17 protein-coding genes are annotated in these 19342 nt (G+C 33.0%); 4 read left to right on the forward strand and 13 right to left on the reverse strand.

All coding sequences use genetic code 11. The features are described 5' to 3' along the window. Window positions 1-30 precede the first annotated feature (30 nt). From SBL16_RS02100 to norA, 7 genes are all read right to left on the reverse strand, one after another. Window positions 31-1407, reverse strand: coding sequence for a hemolysin family protein (locus SBL16_RS02100; protein ID WP_037536437.1), 1377 nt, complete (start codon window positions 1405-1407; stop codon window positions 31-33). 555 nt (window positions 1408-1962) lie between these two features. Beyond that, window positions 1963-3936 (reverse strand): fructose-specific PTS transporter subunit EIIC, encoded by a 1974-nt coding sequence (locus SBL16_RS02105; protein ID WP_037536438.1) that lies wholly within the window; start codon window positions 3934-3936, stop codon window positions 1963-1965. Window positions 3937-3941: 5 nt separating this feature from the next. After that, window positions 3942-4862, reverse strand: coding sequence for a 1-phosphofructokinase (gene pfkB, locus SBL16_RS02110; RefSeq protein ID WP_037536441.1), 921 nt, complete (start codon window positions 4860-4862; stop codon window positions 3942-3944). 2 nt (window positions 4863-4864) lie between these two features. Continuing rightward, the gene (locus tag SBL16_RS02115) at window positions 4865-5620 is read right to left on the reverse strand and encodes a DeoR/GlpR family DNA-binding transcription regulator (RefSeq protein ID WP_107612030.1); all 756 of its coding nucleotides are present in this window, start codon (window positions 5618-5620) and stop codon (window positions 4865-4867) included. A gap of 153 nt (window positions 5621-5773) precedes the next feature. After that, the gene (ybaK, locus tag SBL16_RS02120; RefSeq protein WP_053041153.1) at window positions 5774-6253 is read right to left on the reverse strand and encodes a Cys-tRNA(Pro) deacylase; all 480 of its coding nucleotides are present in this window, start codon (window positions 6251-6253) and stop codon (window positions 5774-5776) included. A 96-nt stretch (window positions 6254-6349) separates the two neighbouring features. Beyond that, window positions 6350-6835: a hypothetical protein gene (locus SBL16_RS02125; protein ID WP_107612029.1), complete on the reverse strand. Its 486-nt coding sequence runs from the start codon at window positions 6833-6835 to the stop codon at window positions 6350-6352. A gap of 260 nt (window positions 6836-7095) precedes the next feature. Next, entirely contained in the window at window positions 7096-8268 is a 1173-nt protein-coding gene (norA, locus tag SBL16_RS02130; protein ID WP_037536448.1) for a multidrug efflux MFS transporter NorA, read from the reverse strand. 239 nt (window positions 8269-8507) lie between these two features. Between norA and SBL16_RS02135 the strand changes: the two genes are divergently transcribed. From SBL16_RS02135 to SBL16_RS02145, 3 genes are all read left to right on the forward strand, one after another. Beyond that, window positions 8508-8927, forward strand: coding sequence for a PPC domain-containing DNA-binding protein (locus SBL16_RS02135; protein ID WP_107612028.1), 420 nt, complete (start codon window positions 8508-8510; stop codon window positions 8925-8927). A 231-nt stretch (window positions 8928-9158) separates the two neighbouring features. Continuing rightward, window positions 9159-9776 (forward strand): DUF1361 domain-containing protein, encoded by a 618-nt coding sequence (locus tag SBL16_RS02140; RefSeq protein ID WP_107612027.1) that lies wholly within the window; start codon window positions 9159-9161, stop codon window positions 9774-9776. Continuing rightward, complete coding sequence (locus SBL16_RS02145) at window positions 9773-10051, forward strand: hypothetical protein (RefSeq protein WP_011276462.1); 279 nt, start codon at window positions 9773-9775, stop codon at window positions 10049-10051. Before SBL16_RS02140 ends, SBL16_RS02145 begins: the two co-directional genes overlap by 4 nt. Before the next feature lie 479 nt (window positions 10052-10530). On the opposite strand, the gene SBL16_RS02150 is transcribed toward SBL16_RS02145, so the two are convergent. From SBL16_RS02150 to SBL16_RS02165, 4 genes are all read right to left on the reverse strand, one after another. Then, entirely contained in the window at window positions 10531-11904 is a 1374-nt protein-coding gene (locus tag SBL16_RS02150; protein ID WP_037536456.1) for a cryptochrome/photolyase family protein, read from the reverse strand. Window positions 11905-12002: 98 nt separating this feature from the next. Then, window positions 12003-13568 (reverse strand): SLC13 family permease, encoded by a 1566-nt coding sequence (locus tag SBL16_RS02155; RefSeq protein WP_107612026.1) that lies wholly within the window; start codon window positions 13566-13568, stop codon window positions 12003-12005. 174 nt (window positions 13569-13742) lie between these two features. After that, the gene (locus SBL16_RS02160) at window positions 13743-14039 is read right to left on the reverse strand and encodes a hypothetical protein (RefSeq protein ID WP_037536459.1); all 297 of its coding nucleotides are present in this window, start codon (window positions 14037-14039) and stop codon (window positions 13743-13745) included. Window positions 14040-14112: 73 nt separating this feature from the next. Beyond that, the gene (locus SBL16_RS02165) at window positions 14113-15042 is read right to left on the reverse strand and encodes a CobW family GTP-binding protein (RefSeq protein WP_107612025.1); all 930 of its coding nucleotides are present in this window, start codon (window positions 15040-15042) and stop codon (window positions 14113-14115) included. Window positions 15043-15265: 223 nt separating this feature from the next. On the opposite strand from SBL16_RS02165, the gene SBL16_RS02170 reads away from it, so the two are divergent. Next, window positions 15266-15703 carry a MarR family winged helix-turn-helix transcriptional regulator gene (locus SBL16_RS02170; protein ID WP_037536464.1) on the forward strand — a complete coding sequence of 146 codons (438 nt, stop codon included), beginning with the start codon at window positions 15266-15268 and terminating at the stop codon, window positions 15701-15703. Between the two features lie 148 nt (window positions 15704-15851). Here SBL16_RS02170 and SBL16_RS02175 read toward each other — a convergent pair whose 3' ends face one another. Both SBL16_RS02175 and SBL16_RS02180 read right to left on the reverse strand, forming a co-directional pair. Continuing rightward, window positions 15852-17513, reverse strand: a complete 1662-nt coding sequence (locus tag SBL16_RS02175) for an amino acid ABC transporter ATP-binding/permease protein (protein ID WP_107612024.1) — start codon at window positions 17511-17513, stop codon at window positions 15852-15854. After that, entirely contained in the window at window positions 17510-19141 is a 1632-nt protein-coding gene (locus tag SBL16_RS02180; protein ID WP_317952572.1) for an ABC transporter ATP-binding protein/permease, read from the reverse strand. The genes SBL16_RS02175 and SBL16_RS02180 overlap by 4 nt, the downstream gene beginning before the upstream one ends. Between the last annotated feature and the right edge of the window lie 201 nt (window positions 19142-19342).

Below are 19342 nucleotides of genomic sequence, written 5' to 3' on the forward strand. Positions count from 1 at the left end.
ATAGTATTAATTCATCCAATACTCTTTAAATTATTCACGACTTTCATCGCTATTATCTTTTTTATCTTCACTTTCATCTTCGTCTTCACCGAATGTTGGTCTATTATCGATGAACTCATATTTAAGTACAACCCAAACTAGTTGATGATTATCCATTTCAGACACAATCCAACGATCATATTGTGTATCGATATGATCTTCAACTTGTAAGTTAGTGTTGTGGGCTTGGAGCCAACCACCTATTGTATCAATGTCTTCTGAATCTTTAAATTCAATGTTGAATTTTTCATTGAGGTCATCAAGAAGGACACGTCCATTAATCTGATACGTATCTTCACCAAGTTTAACGATGTCATTTACTTCATCATCATCAAACTCATCACGTATTTCACCGACAATTTCTTCAAGAATATCTTCCATTGTTAAAATACCAGCTGTGCCACCGTACTCATCAATAATTAAACTGATATGTACGTGTTCACGTTGCATTCTAACTAACGCATCACTAATGCGAGTTGTCTCTGAAATCATTGGTAATTCATGGATATAATTATTGATTTTGATAGGTTTCCCAGAAGCATACTCTGTTAAGAATTCTTTAACGTTGATGAAACCTTTAATATGGTCTTTGTCTCCATCCTCAGTAATTGGGTAACGTGTAAACTGATGTTCTTTAATCGTCTCTAATAATTCGTCAACATTGAATGGTTCATTTAAAGTCACCATCTGAGTACGTGGTACCATGATATCTTTTGCATGTCTCTCATCAAATGAAAAGATATTTTGCATATAGTTTAATTCTGTTTGGTTGATTTCTCCACCATTATAACTGTTGTTAATAATGATCTTAATTTCCTCTTCTGACATAGCATCAGTTTGAGCGTCTGGATCAACACCCAACATTCTAATTATCACACGTGCTGAACCATTCATTAACCAAATCAAAGGTTTCATTATATTACCGAAATAGTACAATGGTCTAGCGTAAGTTAGGGCTAATTTTTCTGTATGTTGAATTGCTATAGATTTCGGTGCTAATTCACCTAATACTACGTGTAAATAAGTCACTACGATGAATGAAATTACAAATGAGATTGTTGTAGTTAATGCATCAGGTAACTGTAATAAGTTAAATAGTGGATGCAACAATTTTTCAAATGTTGGTTCCCCTAACCAACCTAATCCTAATGAAGTAACTGTAATACCTAATTGACAGGCTGATAAATAATAGTCAAGATTTGCAATCATCTTTTTGACAATTTTAGCGCTACGATTACCTTCTTCAGCTAACTGTTCAATACGCGTTGAGCGTACTTTAACTAATGCAAATTCTGAACCTACGAATACTGTTGTTAATGCTATTAATAGAAAAAATATTACTAAATTTATTATGGTCACTGTATCCAATTAATTCCCTATTCCTAGGGATTCACCTCCAAATAAATGTGTCCCATATGGGTAACACGAATTTAATTCGTAATGTGCTTTGACGATATAAACACATGTTAAGACCTTCCCATTGCGACACCCCCGAAAAAATGTATTACTTTTATTTTATCATATATTAATTACAAATAGTTGATTGTAACGCTTTTGATTAAAAAGTTACAACTTATCATTTAAAACTAATATTGCGTAATAGTCAAGAGAGGACTAAACTAAAGCGTTTGGGAGTCACAAAGCATATATTCTTTATCACTAAAACGCTTTACTTCCTATGACATACTCTCATATGTCTACCCATTTTTACATATTTTAATAACTCTATACCAATTTGAAATGATAATGTTTTATTATCACTGTAATTTATGACTAAGACAAAAATGGAGCAAGACATAATTCATAATGAATTCATTATCTTGTCCCAATCTTGATAATATAGACTCCTCGTCTAGTTATGAAGAATAAATTAAAGTATTAAAAAATCTCTCGCCCAATTATTAGGGCAAGAGATTTTTATTTCTATTCATCCATAGCTTTTGAAGCTTCAATTTCGTTTTTAGTTACTTTTGGTTTCAATAAACCATACATAATCGCTGAAACAAGTGTACCTACAATTAAAGCAATTAATGTTTGTAAGATATGACTAAAGTCAGTCGCTGCAATAACAATGATACCACCGTGTGGTGCATTGATTCTTGAACCTAATGCTAATGCAATTGCACCACCGACACCTGAACCTACCATCATTGATGGAATCACACGAAGTGGGTCAGCTGCAGCAAATGGAATTGCACCCTCAGTGATGAATGATAAGCCCATCACATAGTTTGGCACGATAGAACCACGTTGTTCTTTAGTAAATTTACGTTTAAAGAATATCATTGCTGTCGCAATTGCTAATGGTGGAATCATACCACCGACCATTGCTGCAGTTATTGGTGCCGCGTTACCTTCTGTTAAGGCTGCAGTAGCGAATACATAAGCTGCTTTGTTAAATGGTCCACCCATATCGATAGCCATCATTGCACCGATAACTAAACCAAGTAATACAATATTTGAACCTGATAAGCTATTTAATCCATTTAATAATAAGTTATTTAACCATGCTGCTGGCGGGTTAAATGCATAAATCATTAATAAACCAGTGATAGTTACACTTAATAATGGATAAATTAACGTTGGTTTTAAACCTTCAACTGCTTGTGGTAAGCCACGTGTAATATATTTAATACCTTGTGTTAAGTAACCTGCTAAGAAACCTGCAATAATACCACCGATAAATCCAGAACCACCAGAAATTGCTAACATACCGCCAACTAAACCAGCTGCGAAACCTGGTTTATCTGCAATACTACGAGCGATGAAACCTGATAAGATTGGAATGATTAAGGCAAAAGCACTCTTATTACCTATATTCCATAATTGTTCTGCAAAAGCGTTGTGCTCAGAGCTTTTAGGGTCAAATGAGTTAGCACCGAATAAGAATACGATAGCCATCAAGATACCACCAGCGATTACTAAAGGTAGCATATTTGATACACCGTTCATTAAGTGTTTATAGAACGCTTTACCAAAGCTTTGTTTCTCATTACTTTCACTATCTGTAGATTTAGAGTTACCACCACGTGCTACAAATGGTTTACGACTTGTATCAAGTGCTGTATTAATAAGTTCTTCTGGTCGTTTGATACCATCAGCAACTGGTACTTCAACTACGTTTTTACCGTCGAAACGATCTGTTTCAACATGAACATCTGCAGCTACGATAACACCTGTCGCACGTTCGATGTCTTGTTGAGTTAAATGGTTTTTAATACCGCCTGAACCATTTGTTTCAACTTTCATTTTAACGCCCATTTTGTCAGCTTGTTTTTTCAATGCATCGCGAGCCATATAAGTATGTGCGATACCTGTAGGACATGCTGTAACAGCTAATACATAAGGTTCATTAGCGTCTGTTGTGCTTGTAGAACCACTTGTTGCACCAGCGGCAGCTGCTTCTTGTTCTTGTGCTTCTTTTTCTTCTTCTTTAGTTGCTTCATCATCTGCATTATCAATAATTTGAAGTACTTCTTCAGGAGAGTTTGCATGTAATAAGCTTTCTCTCACTTTATCATCCATTAAGATACCAGATAATTTAGCTAGCGCATCTAAGTGTGTTTGTGCGCCACCTTCTGGAGCAGCAATCATGAAGAATAAATGTGCAGGCTGACCATCTAAACTTTGGTAATCAACACCTTCTTTAGATTTACCGAAGGCAATGGCTGGAGATTTTACTGCTGCTACTTTTGCGTGTGGAATTGCAATTCCTTCTCCAATACCTGTTGTACTTTGTGATTCACGATTATGAATCGCTTCTTTAAATTGTGCTATGTCACTTAATTTACCCGCTTTGTCTAATTGATTCACTAATTCATCAATCACACCATTTTTGTCAGAAGCTGATAAATCCATAGCAATTGTATCTTTTGTTAGTAATTCTGTGATTCTCATTAATTTCACTCCCCATCAAGTACTGTAATAGTAACCTGTGATTTAATTTTTTCTATATCTTCTATTGTTGCTAAATCTTCAGTAAATGCCGTTGCTGTCCCAGAAGCAACAGCTTGTTGAAATGCATCTTCAAGTGATAATCCAGATTCAAGACCTGCCACCATACCAGCAACAGTGCTATCTCCTGAACCAACCGTATTAACGACTTGTCCTTTAGGATTTTGGGCTTTTATACTACGCGTTTTATCTATATAAATTGCACCATCTCCACCTAGAGATATAATGACTGATTGTGCACCTTCTTTTAAGATTTCACGACCATACTTAACAACATCTTGGTCGCTCTCAACAGTCATATCAAACATTTCTTCTAATTCATCTTTATTAGGTTTAATAAATAATGGTTGATATTTTAGCACTGTGTTAACTAAATCTTTTTCAGCATCAACCACCAATTTTGCACCTGTGCTTTGAGTTATTTCTGCAATTTGAGCATACGCATCACTTGGAATACTCTTAGGTACACTACCAGCAACAATAACTGTATCTTCCTTTGTTGTCTGTTTAATTTGATTTAATAATGCTAGGAATTGGTCATCAGTAATAGACGGTCCTGGTGCATTAATTTCAGTTTCGTCACCAGATTTCAGTTTTACATTAATACGTGTATCTTCATCAACTTCAATAAAGTCCGTTTTAATTTGACTTTCTTCTAATGTTTGAGCTATAAATTCTCCAGGAAAACCTCCAGCAAACCCTAATGCTGTAGATGGTACACCTAGTGTTTTTAAAACACGAGATACATTGATACCTTTCCCACCTGCAAATTTATAAGTAGATGTCGCTCTATTTAACCCTTTTATTTCAAATCCATTAGTAAACATAATGTAGTCAATAGATGGATTGAATGTTACTGTATAAATCATGGTTACCCTCCTATAAACACGTACTTTTCTTTATATTGTTCAAAATGTGAAAGTGCTATTGTTTGCTTTGAAACCACCATTTCAACATAGTTTTGACTAATTGGTACATGTGCAAAATAAACTTCATCTATTTTTGAATGATCAAGTAAAACATATGATTGATTTGCTTGTTCCATGGCCTTCTCTTTTATTAGTGCCTCTTTTTCATCTGGCGTCGTAAGACCATATTTTAAATCTAAACCATTCATTCCTAAAAAAGCCTTATCAAAACAATAACGACTCAATGTATCAAGTGCACTAGCACCTACTGTGGCAAATGTTGTTTCTTTAACCTGTCCACCTATCATCAAAGTTTTGATGCCTTGGTTAAGTAACTTTTCAACATGCGTTAATCCATTTGTAACCACTACAATATTTTGTGCTTTAATGAATGGAATCATTTCAATCGTTGATGAACCAGCATCCATAAAAATGCAGTCATTATCTTCGATGAGTTTTGCAGCAAATTGACCAATCACTCTTTTTTCTTTTAAATTTTGCGACAATTTATCCGACAGAATTGGTTCATTATTTCTATTACTATTTAATGTTGCTCCTCCATGAACTCTTTGAAGTCGACCTTGTTGTTGCAATTTCGATAAATCTCTTCTAACAGTTGAAGCGCTGCAACCTGTTTGCTCTATTAATTCTTGGAGTGTGAGAAAATCTTTTTTCCTTAATTCCTGAAGTATTAAGTCATGTCTTTTTTCAGAAATCATTTAACCACCCCGCTTCAACTCACATTATAATGTGTACGCTTACATTTTTCAATCACAAATTGTCAAAAACAATCAAAAACATTCATTTCGGTTTAAAAATTAACAGATATTACACAATTTGTCATCCCATTTGTAATATCTGTCACTATATTGCTATTTTTGAGTAATGTCTTCTACTTGTGCATTTGTCATTGAAACAAGATCCTCAAGTTGTAACACAATTTGAATTCCTCGTTGTCCACCGCTCACGATAATTTTTTCACGTAAAGAAGCAGATTGATCAATCGTAGTTGGAAATAAATGTTTCATGCCTACTGGAGAACAACCACCTCGTATATAACCTGTTACTTGTTTCAAATTATCTAATGGCATTAGCTGTAATTTCTTTTCATTAACGACACTGGCCGCTGCTTTCATATCTAATGACTCACTGACTGGAACTACAAATACGAAATGATCATGTTCAGCATTTTCTAATACAAGTGTTTTAAAAACATCATGGACATTTTCACCGACTAATTCTGCAACGCGTTCACCATCCATATGCCCATCTTCCACCTCAAATGTTTTGACTTCATAATCTATTTTAGCTCTGTCTAACATACGCATCGCATTTGTTTTCTTATGTTTCATACACGTTCACCTCAATTTCATCTTTATCTATAATCTTACTACGCTTTCTATGAAAAATAAAAAGAGCGCTCTTCTCTATTATAAGAAATGGCGCGCTCATTGTGCGTTATTAGATAAGGCTTCTATTTTACCAGTTTTATTTACTGCAATATTACTACTTTGTGATTGATGGTTTGGATTCAATTGATACGTAATATCTTGATTCGTTTCACCACTACGTTCTAAATTGACCACTTTACCATATTGATGATTCGTATAATTTTGAGCAATTATTCTATATTCTTCAGAAGAATATTCATGCTTATTACTATTTGCGTTGTCATGGGAAGTGGAATCTATTTTATTATAGTGTGTTTCCATTTTGCGTTCATCAGCATTTTTTTCTGATGCTTTAGCTGTGTGACTTGTAGTAATATCTAACATTTTCTCAGTTGCAGAGACACTACTCATCTTTGAAAATGTAGAAATAGTCTGATGCACTTTAGCTAAGGCATTTTGGTTTGTAGCTATAAATAATAAGAAAGCTAGACATAACGATAAAATTACAGCCACCATACCTAAAAGTATGTTTTTTAAATTCATCTCCTTACCCACATTTCTCTCTAAATTTTTATTTATCTTAACATATATAGAGAGTAAAAATAATTATGTAGACTGCAATTTAAAATAACTGTAATCTTTGTAATACTTCTATTAATAATCGACGCTATATTGTTACAATTTAACAACATAAATGTAAAAACAAGCAATGACATCGTCAATTTTTCAATTAAAAACGAATGATATCATTGCCTATTTCATTTAATATTCATATTGTCTCTTACTTATCCATTCTATGATCTTTACTTCGTTGTGTGTTTTCGACGTCTCGTTGCTTGCAGTGCTTTTTCAACAAAAATAATCACGATACCGAACAACATAACTATGATTGCCATATATAAAGGAAATTCCACGTTAACATCAAATAAAGCGCCTGCTACTAATGGACCTACAAAGTTCCCCATACTAGTAAATGTGGAGTTTAATCCACCCGCAAAACCTTGACGATTACCTGCAATGTTAGAGTAGTAGTTCGTAAGTGCTGGACGAATCAAATCGAATCCAATGAACACGATAAAACTAATAAACATGATCGTCCAATAGCTATGTGACAAGATTAATAAACCAAGTACAATCGCTGAATAGAGTAATGACCAGATAATAAAGGTTAATTCAGTCATGTATTTCATAAATTTGTCGAAGAAGAAGACTTGGAATACCGCTCCTGCTACGCCACCACCAACAATTGCGATTGAAATATCACGTGGTGTATAATTGGCTTTCTCAGCTGTATAAAGCGAGAATAATGTTTCAAATGCTGATAGACCAAATGCCAGTACTAATGTCAAAATAATTGGCGTAATAAAGACTTTCCAGTTAATTTTTGTAAATACTTCCGGTTCAATTGAATGGAATCCTTCAGTTGTTTCTTTGCGTGGGTTATGAATTAATAATAAAGACATGATAAATGCTAATACACCTAAAGTTCCCGCAAAGTAAAATGGAGCTCGATGAGAGAATTCCGCTAAAAATCCGCCAATCCCTGGACCTAAAATAAAGCCTGAATTGATAATAGCTGACATGTACCCAAAGTTCTTGGCTTTATCTTTAGCTGGTGAAATATCTGCAATCATACCAGTTACACCAGGCATTACCATCCCTGCACTAAAACCACCTAATATTCGCGAAGCGATTAATACAGGAAAATGATGACCGATAGCGAATAGAAACTCCGATATGGCAAATAGAACTAGACCAATGCAGATAATTAATTTTTTTCCAAGTTTATCAGCCATCGTACCACCGAATGGTGAAATAATCATTTGAGATAAGGCAAACACTGCTACCAATATGCCTAAGTCGCTACCTTTTAGACCTAAATCTTTCAAGTAAACGGGGAGTACAGGTATTACCAATCCGATACCTACAAAGATTAAGAAAATATTGAAGTACAATGTAAATAATTGTTTTTTCATGATGACACCTCATTTCATTTTTATTTGGTAAATTTCATCATTTCATTGAAGATCAATTTTAATCACGCTTCTGATTAAATATAAATGAGCTACATCTAATAACATAGTTGAAAATTACATAATATTAGGACATTGTATACTATTTAACTTCTATATTACAATAGTAAGATTTAAATTCTAAGCAATAAAACTTACTGGCTAGTATAATGTAGGTAACTTATCAAATTGAGGTGACGATGATGAAATATAATAAAGATGGTCAAACGTTTCTTTTAGTGCTAGACAAAGGCGAAGATATTGTAGAAGTCCTAACACAATTTGCTGTGGAACAAGAAATGAAATTCGGTTCAGTTAGTGGTATAGGCGCATGTGACAATGTAACGTTGAATTTTTATAATTTAGACACTCAAAAATATGAAGCACGTGAAGTTAATGAAGCTTTAGAACTAACAAGTTTACTTGGCAATATTTCACATATTGATGATAAACCATTTGCGCATTTACATGGAACATTCGGAACACGTGATTTCCAAACATTGAGTGGTCATTTAACGAAAGCTGTTGTATCAGCTACGGCTGAAATAGTAATTCAAATGACTAACTTAGATGTTAATCGTACACATGATGAAGAAACTAAATTGAACTTATTAAGACCTTAATGCAATGTATAAATTAAATTAGCCCATAGATGACATATTTAGATATGCATCTATGGGTTATTATATGTATTCCTCATTTATTACATTAAAATAGCGTTTTATATCTTTAAATTTCTTTTGACTAGATAAACATAATGCTTAAATATTTGATTACCATTTAGGTAACCTTTATTATTAATCATTGACTAACTAAAATAAACTCTCATTTTTTTAAAGAAAGTAGTGTATAACATGACTTCGCGTTATATTGCCAGAATATATTTCATAATACTTTTCACATTCTCACTATTTGAAACACGTGTATTTAATTTTATGAGTTTAAACCTCTTTTTAGCTTATATACCATTTGAGTTATGTTTACTATTAAGATTATTTAAGCCAAGAAAAAAATATGAATGGCCACTATTTATAATATTTGGTTTAATTTTTGTATTGCTAGTGCCTAATACTTTTTATATGCTAACGGATTTAATTCATTTAAATCAATTTACATTTGATTTTTATGTTCAATTAAATATTATGGAATGGCTATATTTTACTTACCTATTATTAGGTGTCTTTTTAGCAATGTATTGTATGATTCTTATATTTATAAATTTGATGCATTTTACTTCAAAATTATGGCTAAATCGTACTCTAATTGTAGTACTTATGTTCTTAAATGGTTTAGGTATTTATATGGGACATTTTTTAAGATTCCATACTGTTCATTTGATTACTGAACCTTTCACTATTATTCGTCAGGTGATTGCATCTTTAAATACACAATCCATAACATTTATTTTACTTATGGCATTACTACAAACCGTAATCGTTATATTCGTGAAAGGAGTGAGAGTGGCAAAATGATTTGGCACATTATGATTCTTCTAATTATTATTATTGCTTTACAACTCATTATTGGACATTTCTTTCATAAAAATGGTTTTAGTATGACACATAGTATTATCCTTATGTTATTACCACTTGGCATTGGTTTGTATCTCGTTCAAATTTTTTATTATGAACGCCGTTATCCTAAATGGGAAGTGCCATTAAATGTCAAACTACGATTAAAATATATGTATTTGGTTACTTTCTTAGAATACGTAGCCGTTTATATATGCTTATTTGCCTTAAAATAACACTTAAAACCTTGGTGAAGATAAGTGTTCACACACTTACGTAAGTAGTTCGAATATAGATAATGAAACGTAGTTGAGTGCGAGGCCCCAGCAAAGAGATTTTCAACAAGAAAATCTACATGCTAAGCAAGCTGGGGTGCGGGGCCCCAGCAAAGAGATTTTCAACAAGAAAATCTACAAGCAATGCAAGCTGGGGTACGGGGCCCCAGCAAAGAGATTTTTAACAAGAAATTCTACATGCTAAGCAAGCTGGGGTACGGGGCCCCAGCAAAGAGATTTTTAACAAGAAATTCTACACGCTAAGCAAGCTGGGGTGCGGGGCCCCAGCAAAGAAATTTTCAACAAGAAAATCTACAAGCAAAGCAGGCTGGGGTAAAATAATTTTTGTAAAATATTATTTCTGCCCCACCCCCTTCTAACAAAAGTAATTTGGAGTGAGACAGCATTTAATTTGATTGCTATCTCACTCCAATTATTTTTTATATTTGTTTAAATACTGACATAACATGGTCTCTTGCTTCTTTATGATCGACTAGTGGTTTTGGATAATCCTGACCTAGTTTAATACCTTCTTGTTCTAACTCCGCTTCATGTTTAAAAGGTTCATGTAATAATTTAGGAGTAACATCATTTAACTGTGGTATAAACGTTTTAATGTACAAAGCATCTTTATCAAATCGTTCACTCTGACGACTTGGATTAAACATTCTAAAGTAAGGAACAGCATCTGTTCCTGTAGATGCAGACCATTGCCAACCATGTACATTAGATGCGGAATCAAAATCGATTAATTTTCTTCTAAAATAATCCTCACCCCATGTCCAATCAATGAACAAATCTTTCGTTAAAAACTGTGAAACAACCATTCTCATACGATTATGCATAAATCCAGTTTGATTTAGTTCAGTCATTGCTGCGTCAACTATTGGAAAACCAGTACGCCCTTCACACCAACTTTTAAATTCATCCTTATTATACTCCCATTTAATGTCACGATATTTTTCATTAAATGCCTCATGAGCTGTGTTTGGATATTGTGTCATTAACACATAATAGAACTCTCTGAACATCAATTCTCGTATAAACTGTTCAATATTATGTTCGTCCTCTTCATAACGCTCTAACAATTGAGTAACAATTTGTTTAATGTCTATTATGCCATAAGCTAAAATGATACTTAACTGACTCGTTAAGACTTCAGGCAAATATTCACGATTGGTTTCATAATTTTGTATGTCTTGATCTATGTAATCATTCCATTTTTTAATTGCTTTTGTTTCTGAAAGGCCAAACTTCGAATAATCTTGGATTAACTTTTGCTGAGATTTCACGAATAAATCGGACAAGTCCTTTAATTTATAGGCATAAGAGTCATGCTTTCTTAGTTTAGAACGATGTGCCTTATAAAAGCTGGTAAACACTTTGTATGGTTCCCCTTGTTTGTTCATCGTAGCGCTTGGTTTGAAATAGTGATTGGCACGCACTGTGGTAACTGTAATATTGTGCTTGTTGAAAGCCTTCTTTAAATGACGAATATCATAACTTTCTTGGTGATAACTCATAATATCGCCAGCAACAATAACTTCACTGATAGATTTATCCTCACAAAAATCTCCTAAATCACTATAGTCTAACAAGTAGGGTTCAATATCATACTGTCTTAAGTCATTTAGAAATGATTGCATTACACCATAATAATAATTTGCTTTCATGTCTGTGCCATCTTCTTCAAATATTTCCTGTGGAATAATGAGATAGCATTTCTCAATATCCTCTTTATTCTGATGAATATATTCAAATAATGGATTATTATTAATTCGGAAAACGCGATTTAGTATTACACCTATAGTCATCATTTCACTCCTGTTATTAAAGGTTCATTAACTTTACCCTTTTTCCAATAATTAAAATCAGAAACTTTATGTTTCGACTTAATGGAATACCAAAGCCTTTAAACCAATCCTAACCATTTCCAATATGTCAAACTAAATATAATTACTAAGATATAGGCAATAATAGTTAGTGGTACTCCTGTCTTTAGGAAGTCTTTAACTGTGAATGTACCCGTACCATAAGCAAGCATATTTTGTGGTGCGCTAACGGGTAATAAGAAACCAAAGCTAATTACAAATTGTTGAATTAGCACAAATCCAATCGATTGATCACCTAAATGTAATGTAGCTGTAAGTGATATAAATACTGGTATAAGCGCCGAAGATAAACTTGTTGCACTCGCAAACCCAAGATGAATCAAGATATTAAATAGTGTTATAAGAGCAATAGTAGCTATGAGTGGCATATGTTGTAACCCCATAAGCCCGAAGGTTTGGTCACTCAGCCACTGTGCAGCGCCTGTTTTTAATAGTACATTCCCTAGTGAAATCCCTACTCCAAATACTATAATTGTTCCCCAAGGTATTGTTTTTTCTACAACTTTCCATGTAATAACACCAACTTTAGGTGTTAACATAATTGCCAAAGCAATTAAAGTAATTGACGCAGAGTCTATAGGATGTAGAATCTTTTCAGTAGACCAGAAGAAAAGTAATAATACAGATATAATTATCAGACGCCATTCTCTAAAAGAGACTGGTCCTAATTTATCTAATTCTTCTTTGATCAATTCTTTACCGCCTTCAATTTCTTTATGTTCAGGTGGCATCACTTTCATCATGATAAAGAATAATGCGATTGACATAAGGATAGACCATAGTGCAGCATATAAGAACCATTCTCCCCATGACACATCGTGTCCTAAGTTCTGATTAATAAAATTAGTAGCTACAATATTTTGAGCAGCCGCTGTTTTTATACCAATGTTCCAAATCGAAACGGCCTGGACTGCTGTAATAATTAAAAGTGATGCAAGTTTACTTTCTTTTGATACTTTGAATGCGGCAATCATACCTAATAAGATTGGTACAACTGCACCCGCTCTTGCAGTTGCTGAAGGAACGAAGAAAGCCAGTAAAATTGAAACTAAGATTGCACCGATAACAATATTACGTGTTTTATTACCTACAATTGATAGCACTAGTAAAGCCAAACGTTTATGTAATTGCGTCTCTTGCATCGCTGCTGCCAAAAATAATGCCGCAGCTACTAATGCAACTGCAGATGTAGAGAATCCACTAAAGGCATGCGTTAATGCATTTCCCGTGCCTAACCAATCTGCGCCAGATAATATTTTATCTCCCTCTTTTGGATTACCTAGTTTCTCTGACAGTTGTTGGACTGGACTAAATCCACAAATTAAAATGATTAAACCTAAAATCATTGTTGCTGATACTGGATACGTCACAGCTTCGGTTACCCACATAATAACGGCAAACGCTAAGATGGCAAGTGCTCCTTTTGCCATTATTGGTAACCCTGCCGGTGTTGGTAATAACAAGATAATTAATAAAATGGCAAAGCTTATAATAATCCAAATTGGCTTATAACCACTTTTACTCTTTTTTTCCTTTTTATTTTTTAATAGGTTATTATTCTCCTGTGTAGCCTGCACTTTTTCCATAGATACCACTCCCTTAATTCGTCAATTTCAGTATATCAAGAAAGCGCTTCATCAATGATTTAATGTGAGAAAATACACAAAATATTCACTTTTCATATTATTTTAAGCATAAAAAACTTTGTGATAGCGTCTTACTGACTATCACAAAGTCTATGTCATTCTTAACAAAATTATTTAACCAAAAATTTCACGATTCAAGCCAAACACATATAATAGCGTAAAGAATGTAGCCGCACTCAAAACAGTCAAAATTAAAGATAAAATAAGTGTTCGTTTGAAGCGATTAATAAAAGCTATGAATAAAATACCTAAATTGTATGCAAAAAAGAGTCCGAATAAAGCCATTGTCACTTTAATGTTGGTATAAAATATATTAAACAGTAGTACGATAATAGCAAAAACTGTATAAGGAATCGTAATACATCTAAATTCAAAACGAATTTGCTTCGTACGTTTATCTTCGTTATTCATGGTCAAACCCTCCTATTTTTATTATAAAACATAAAAAAGTAAACGCCTATGTCATAACTGTGACAAAACGATATTATGTGAATTGAATCATATCAAGTTGATTACGTAATCTATCTGTATCCAATGACTCTCCAATGATAACGATAGTCATCGGTACGTCTTTATCGATAATGCCATAATCAGGTAAGCCTATTGCATATTGAAATTCATATGTTACTTCTGGTAGATCTCTAAACTTCACAAATCCTTTTAAGCGAAGTACACTATCTGGCAAACGCATAATAAATTGATAAAATAACTGACGGTCTATTGCTGCTGTAAATGTATACTGCATCGACTGAATCCCATGATGATGTGTATGTTTATGCTTAATTTCATTATGTTGAATCACTTTACCGTTGATTTGGTCATCATTAAATTGACTATAAGTGGTAATAATTATAGGCGCTTGTGGATTGAGTTTATTTAAATTTTCTTTAACGTCGTTAAGTGCTTCTTCACCTATTAAATCAGTTTTATTTAGTATTATCGTATCACTATAACGTAATTGTTCTTCTAATAACTGAGTTGTTGAAGGACTATAGACTTCTTTTTTAGTGAATCTTTGTGCATCTACAATACCAATAATTGTTGGTTCATGAACATTTTTTATTATTGTAGGGTCTTGGCAAGCCGAATAAATCTCAAGGGGATGCGCTAAACCAGTTGCTTCTATAAGAATATGACTCGTATCTGTTTGATCAATCAACTGTTTCAATTGGTTAACTAAATCGTTATTTAAATCACAGCATACGCAGCCATTAATTAATGAATGAATGGAAACATCATTTCCAAGTAATAAACTATCAACGTCAAATGATCCAAATTCATTCATTATAATTGTTATTTTCTCATCTTTTTTTAATAATTGCTCTATATAATGTTTTAGAAATGTAGTTTTACCACTTCCTAAAAAGCCATTTACGATTGTAATTGATATTTTTTCATTTTTATTATTTATCATTTTAAAATCTCTTTTCTTTTTAAAATTAATTTGAATATGATAATATATGTATTTATTTTAGATTACACTTGATTAAAATAGAAATATCTTCTAGAATTTAAACATACTTTAATTTTAGCATGGCATTGAAACGAAGTGTGTTGCAAGTTATATTTTATACAACATAGACGAAATTTAATCCGAAACATAGAGAGACGGATAGAATGTCTGGAGGAGAACTTTAATGTCTGAACAACATAATTTGAAAGAGCAACTCTGCTTTAGTTTGTACAATGCACAAAGACAAGTTAATCGCTACTATTCAAATAAAGTCTTTAAAAAGTACAATCTTACGTACCCACAATTTTTAGTGCTAAGTATTTTATGGGATGAATCTCCTGTAAATGTTAAAAAGGTAGTTACAGAACTAGCTTTAGATACTGGTACTGTATCACCTTTATTAAAAAGAATGGAACAAGTTGACCTCATCAAACGCGAACGTTCTGAAGTTGATCAACGTGAAGTATTTATTCATCTTACTGAGAAAAGCGAAAAAATCAAACCTGAATTAAGCGATGCATCTCAAAAAGTCGCGAATGCTTCTTCTTTAAGTAATGATGAAGTACATGAACTCAATCGTCTATTAGGGAAAGTCATCGATGCTTTTACCGAGTCAAAGTAAAATGACATGCTAATACTAAGCCAATTAAAGTTATTCGTTTCGAATCAAATTACTATATATTTATCAATAACGAAAAGCCTGAGTTATCTATAACAGATACCTCAGGTTTTTCGTTTTAAGACAACGTAAGCGTGTATTTAAACATTGTCTAATTCATTTTTAATAAACGACTTAAATAATGGTTACCATGACTTAGTTCATCATAACTCCCTTGTTCTTTAATCTGTCCATCAATAAGAACAACTATCTTGTCGAAATATGGCAGTAATTTTAAATCATGCGTTGCAATAACCAATGTTTCAACTTGTTCATCAATCAATTGCATCACTTGTTTAGTATTATCCTCATCTAATGCAGTCGTTGGTTCATCTAATAACCATATTGAGGAACCTTTTAGAAAAAGTCGCCCTAATGCAATACGTTGCATCTCACCACCTGATAATGTGTTTCCATCTAATGTGATTGTTTTTTCTAAATCTAGATAGCCTAAATTAAGGTTCGTTAGGACACGTTGAATGACATCATCATTTTTACTGGAGAACATATTGTAACGTAATGTACCATCAAATAATTGTTGTGATTGTAAAAGAACATTAAGCTTTTCAAAGCGAATGTCTTCATCTAGTTGTGATATGTTCTGACCATCGAGAGAAACTTGTCCTTTATCGATATCGTACAAACCACTCATAATTTGTAATAATGTACTTTTTCCTGAACCAGATGGTCCAACAATCGCTACTTTTTCCCCTTTTCCAACAGTTAAATTAATATTGGATAACGTTGGTATTTCTTGATGTTCGTAACTAAATGATACATTCCTAATATTGTATACGTTACTCTGTTTTGTTACCAATGATTGCTTAGATTGATCTACTGGATATGATAGAACATCATTTAAACTATTTAACGCTTCATCAGTATCTGCTTTGTAATATGCAAAGTTACTCATAGGCACTGTTTGTTCGAATAAAGTTAACATCATCAAAACAATACTCGTTAAATACACAACATTTAATTGTCCTTCTTTAACTTGAATAAATCCTAATGCTAAGGTAGCAAATATAGCGATCATTGCGATTATATTTAGCATATAATCATATAAAGTTAAAAATCGCGTTTCTTTCGATTGCATTTTGTCATACGATTCTAATGCATTCATTAACTCTTCACGATAGGCTTCTACATTGTTAAAACGATTTAACTCAGCATAGCCTTCTTTGTAATCGTAAAATTGGGTAATCGTAGTTTGTTGCTGTTGTGCAACTTGTTGCTTTAATTTGCCTACACGTTTAGCACTCAACCACGGTACAAGCCAAAGTGAACACAACATACTTATAATGATAACTATAGCATGCATAACACTAAAATATACCAACGTTACTGCTGCAATAATTGCTGTGAAACCAATGACAACCGGTGGATAATAGACTCTTAAATAGATGTTTTGTAAAGCTTCTACTTTGCTTATCATTTTAGTCAATAAATCAGCGGATGAATATTGACGATATAAATTAGGTACTCTAGGGATTAATTTTTCTAAAAATTGAACCCGAACATCTCGTAACATTGTAAATGTCGTTTTGTGTGATAGTAAACGCTCCCCGTATCTTGCAATCGCACGCATAAACCCGAACAACTTAACCGATACAACTAACACCATTAATGCATATAAAGGTGCGCCTAAAGCACTTTGAGTTACCATGTACCCACTTAAGAAGAACATTGCTAATGCAACGACACTCCCAATAACACCCGTCAATATTGCTAATATTAAATCTTTGTCAGGTCGAAATCGAATTTGTGGTTTCACACTAAGTCACCACCTTTTTCAAGTCTTACAGAAATCGTTTGATCATCTTCAACTAAGTAACCATCTTTTATAAATAATCGTCGCGTTGCTTGACGAATCGTTGAATCGCGATGGGCAATCATAATCATCGTTACCCCTTCAAAATGGTGTGCGACTACTTGTTGAATAACAGTTTCAGTCTCTAAATCCAGGCCAGTGGTAGGTTCATCAAAAACAACAATATCAGGATTCATTAATAACACCCTTGATAACTCAATACGACGCATTTGTCCGCCTGATAACATTTCTCCACCTTCACCTATTCTGCTATGAATACCATTTTTTAGAGACATTACCTTTTCTTTTAGTCCAACCATCTCTAACACATGAAGAATTTGGTCGTCATCAACTTTTTTAAACATTGCTATGTTGTCTTTAATTGATGCTGAAAAAATATAAGGATTTTGACTTAGCATTCCAATTTGATTAACACATTTGTTAAAGGACACATGCCCACTCGTCGGACGTACTATTTGAGTAAGTAATTTGGCTAAAGTCGTTTTACCTGCACCACTTGGTCCAACAATCGCTACATTTTCACCCTTATCTATCTTGAGCGATATATCACGAATGGCATAAGAAGGACTATTAGGATACTGATAATTGACGTTGCGCATCTTAATAAGTGATTCTTGTTGCTCTTTTACTATTTCTTGATTAGTAAGCGGTGTGTTTTCAGAATCTAAAAATTCAAAAACTACATCGCTAGCACCCTCACTTTGTTTACCTGTGTGGAAAGCTTGTCCTAAATCTTTAATAGCATTATAAAATTCAGGAGCTAATATAATTGCAATAGCTGCTGTTTTAAAATCAATATTATGAAAAACAACAAGACTTAATGCTGCTTCTAAAGCAACCAATCCAATACCAAGCATACTTATGAATTCGAGCATCAAACTTGATAAAAATGCACTCTTTAATATGCGCATCGTTAAATCTCGAAATTGTGTACTATCTTCGTATACTTGTTTTTTCGTGTGGGCTGTCTGTCTAAAAAGTTTAAGTATAATCAGTCCCTTAGACACATTAAGAAAACGTTGGCTAAACTGATTTAAATACGTCATTTGATCTTTTGATTCATCACGTGTTTTAAGTCCAAAAATGATATAAAAAAGTGGAATAAACGGTGCTGTAACTATCATTATTAATGCAGTATTTAAATGAATAAAACACATTGCTATGATAATCATTAAAGGGATCATCATAGATTTAAAGACCTGTGGCAAATAATTTTTAAAAAACGGGGATAGTCCGTCTATTGTCTCTGTTAAAATATTAATTTGCGTTCCTGTAGCAATAGTTGATTCTTTCAAAACAACTTCTCGACGCAATTGATGTTTAACTTTGCCAGCTAACATATCACCTAATCTTAAGTTAATCATATTCAATGTTGCTCTAAGAATTAAAACGATTAAGATGATAATCAATAATGAATTTAAAGAACTCAAATGATTGTAAAGCACTTGATTTAAAAAACTCGCAATACTTATATTCTGAACCACTACTGTTATTGCTAATAACATACTTACAATTCCCATAGATAATGGAAATACTTTATATTTAAATACTAAATTCATTAGTTTTTTCACTTTATCTTCACCTAATTTATTATTATAAAAGGTTCTCAATTGTTTATCATTTAATATCTTTTAAAAAACAGTGACAATATAATGAACATAACATCTCAACCTTAAGTCCGTTACGGTAAGTTAGTTATATCAGTAAATTAGTAAAGGTACTGCGATATATTGTATATAAAATTAATTATTAGTTATCTCATTATTATTAGC

Origin of the sequence: Staphylococcus sp. NWU MK-U1 (assembly GCF_033283505.1) — a bacterium.
Lineage (GTDB): Bacteria > Bacillota > Bacilli > Staphylococcales > Staphylococcaceae > Staphylococcus > Staphylococcus haemolyticus.

Coding starts and splice junctions, on each gene's coding strand:
- SBL16_RS02140 (WP_107612027.1), top strand. CDS start 9,159: ATGACTTCGCGTTATATTGCCAGAATATATTTCATAATACTTTTCACA.
- pfkB (WP_037536441.1), bottom strand. CDS start 4,862: ATGATTTATACAGTAACATTCAATCCATCTATTGACTACATTATGTTT.
- SBL16_RS02105 (WP_037536438.1), bottom strand. CDS start 3,936: ATGAGAATCACAGAATTACTAACAAAAGATACAATTGCTATGGATTTA.
- SBL16_RS02165 (WP_107612025.1), bottom strand. CDS start 15,042: ATGATAAATAATAAAAATGAAAAAATATCAATTACAATCGTAAATGGC.
- ybaK (WP_053041153.1), bottom strand. CDS start 6,253: ATGAAACATAAGAAAACAAATGCGATGCGTATGTTAGACAGAGCTAAA.
- SBL16_RS02150 (WP_037536456.1), bottom strand. CDS start 11,904: ATGACTATAGGTGTAATACTAAATCGCGTTTTCCGAATTAATAATAAT.
- SBL16_RS02125 (WP_107612029.1), bottom strand. CDS start 6,835: ATGAATTTAAAAAACATACTTTTAGGTATGGTGGCTGTAATTTTATCG.
- norA (WP_037536448.1), bottom strand. CDS start 8,268: ATGAAAAAACAATTATTTACATTGTACTTCAATATTTTCTTAATCTTT.
- SBL16_RS02145 (WP_011276462.1), top strand. CDS start 9,773: ATGATTTGGCACATTATGATTCTTCTAATTATTATTATTGCTTTACAA.
- SBL16_RS02155 (WP_107612026.1), bottom strand. CDS start 13,568: ATGGAAAAAGTGCAGGCTACACAGGAGAATAATAACCTATTAAAAAAT.
- SBL16_RS02160 (WP_037536459.1), bottom strand. CDS start 14,039: ATGAATAACGAAGATAAACGTACGAAGCAAATTCGTTTTGAATTTAGA.
- SBL16_RS02135 (WP_107612028.1), top strand. CDS start 8,508: ATGAAATATAATAAAGATGGTCAAACGTTTCTTTTAGTGCTAGACAAA.
- SBL16_RS02115 (WP_107612030.1), bottom strand. CDS start 5,620: ATGATTTCTGAAAAAAGACATGACTTAATACTTCAGGAATTAAGGAAA.
- SBL16_RS02170 (WP_037536464.1), top strand. CDS start 15,266: ATGTCTGAACAACATAATTTGAAAGAGCAACTCTGCTTTAGTTTGTAC.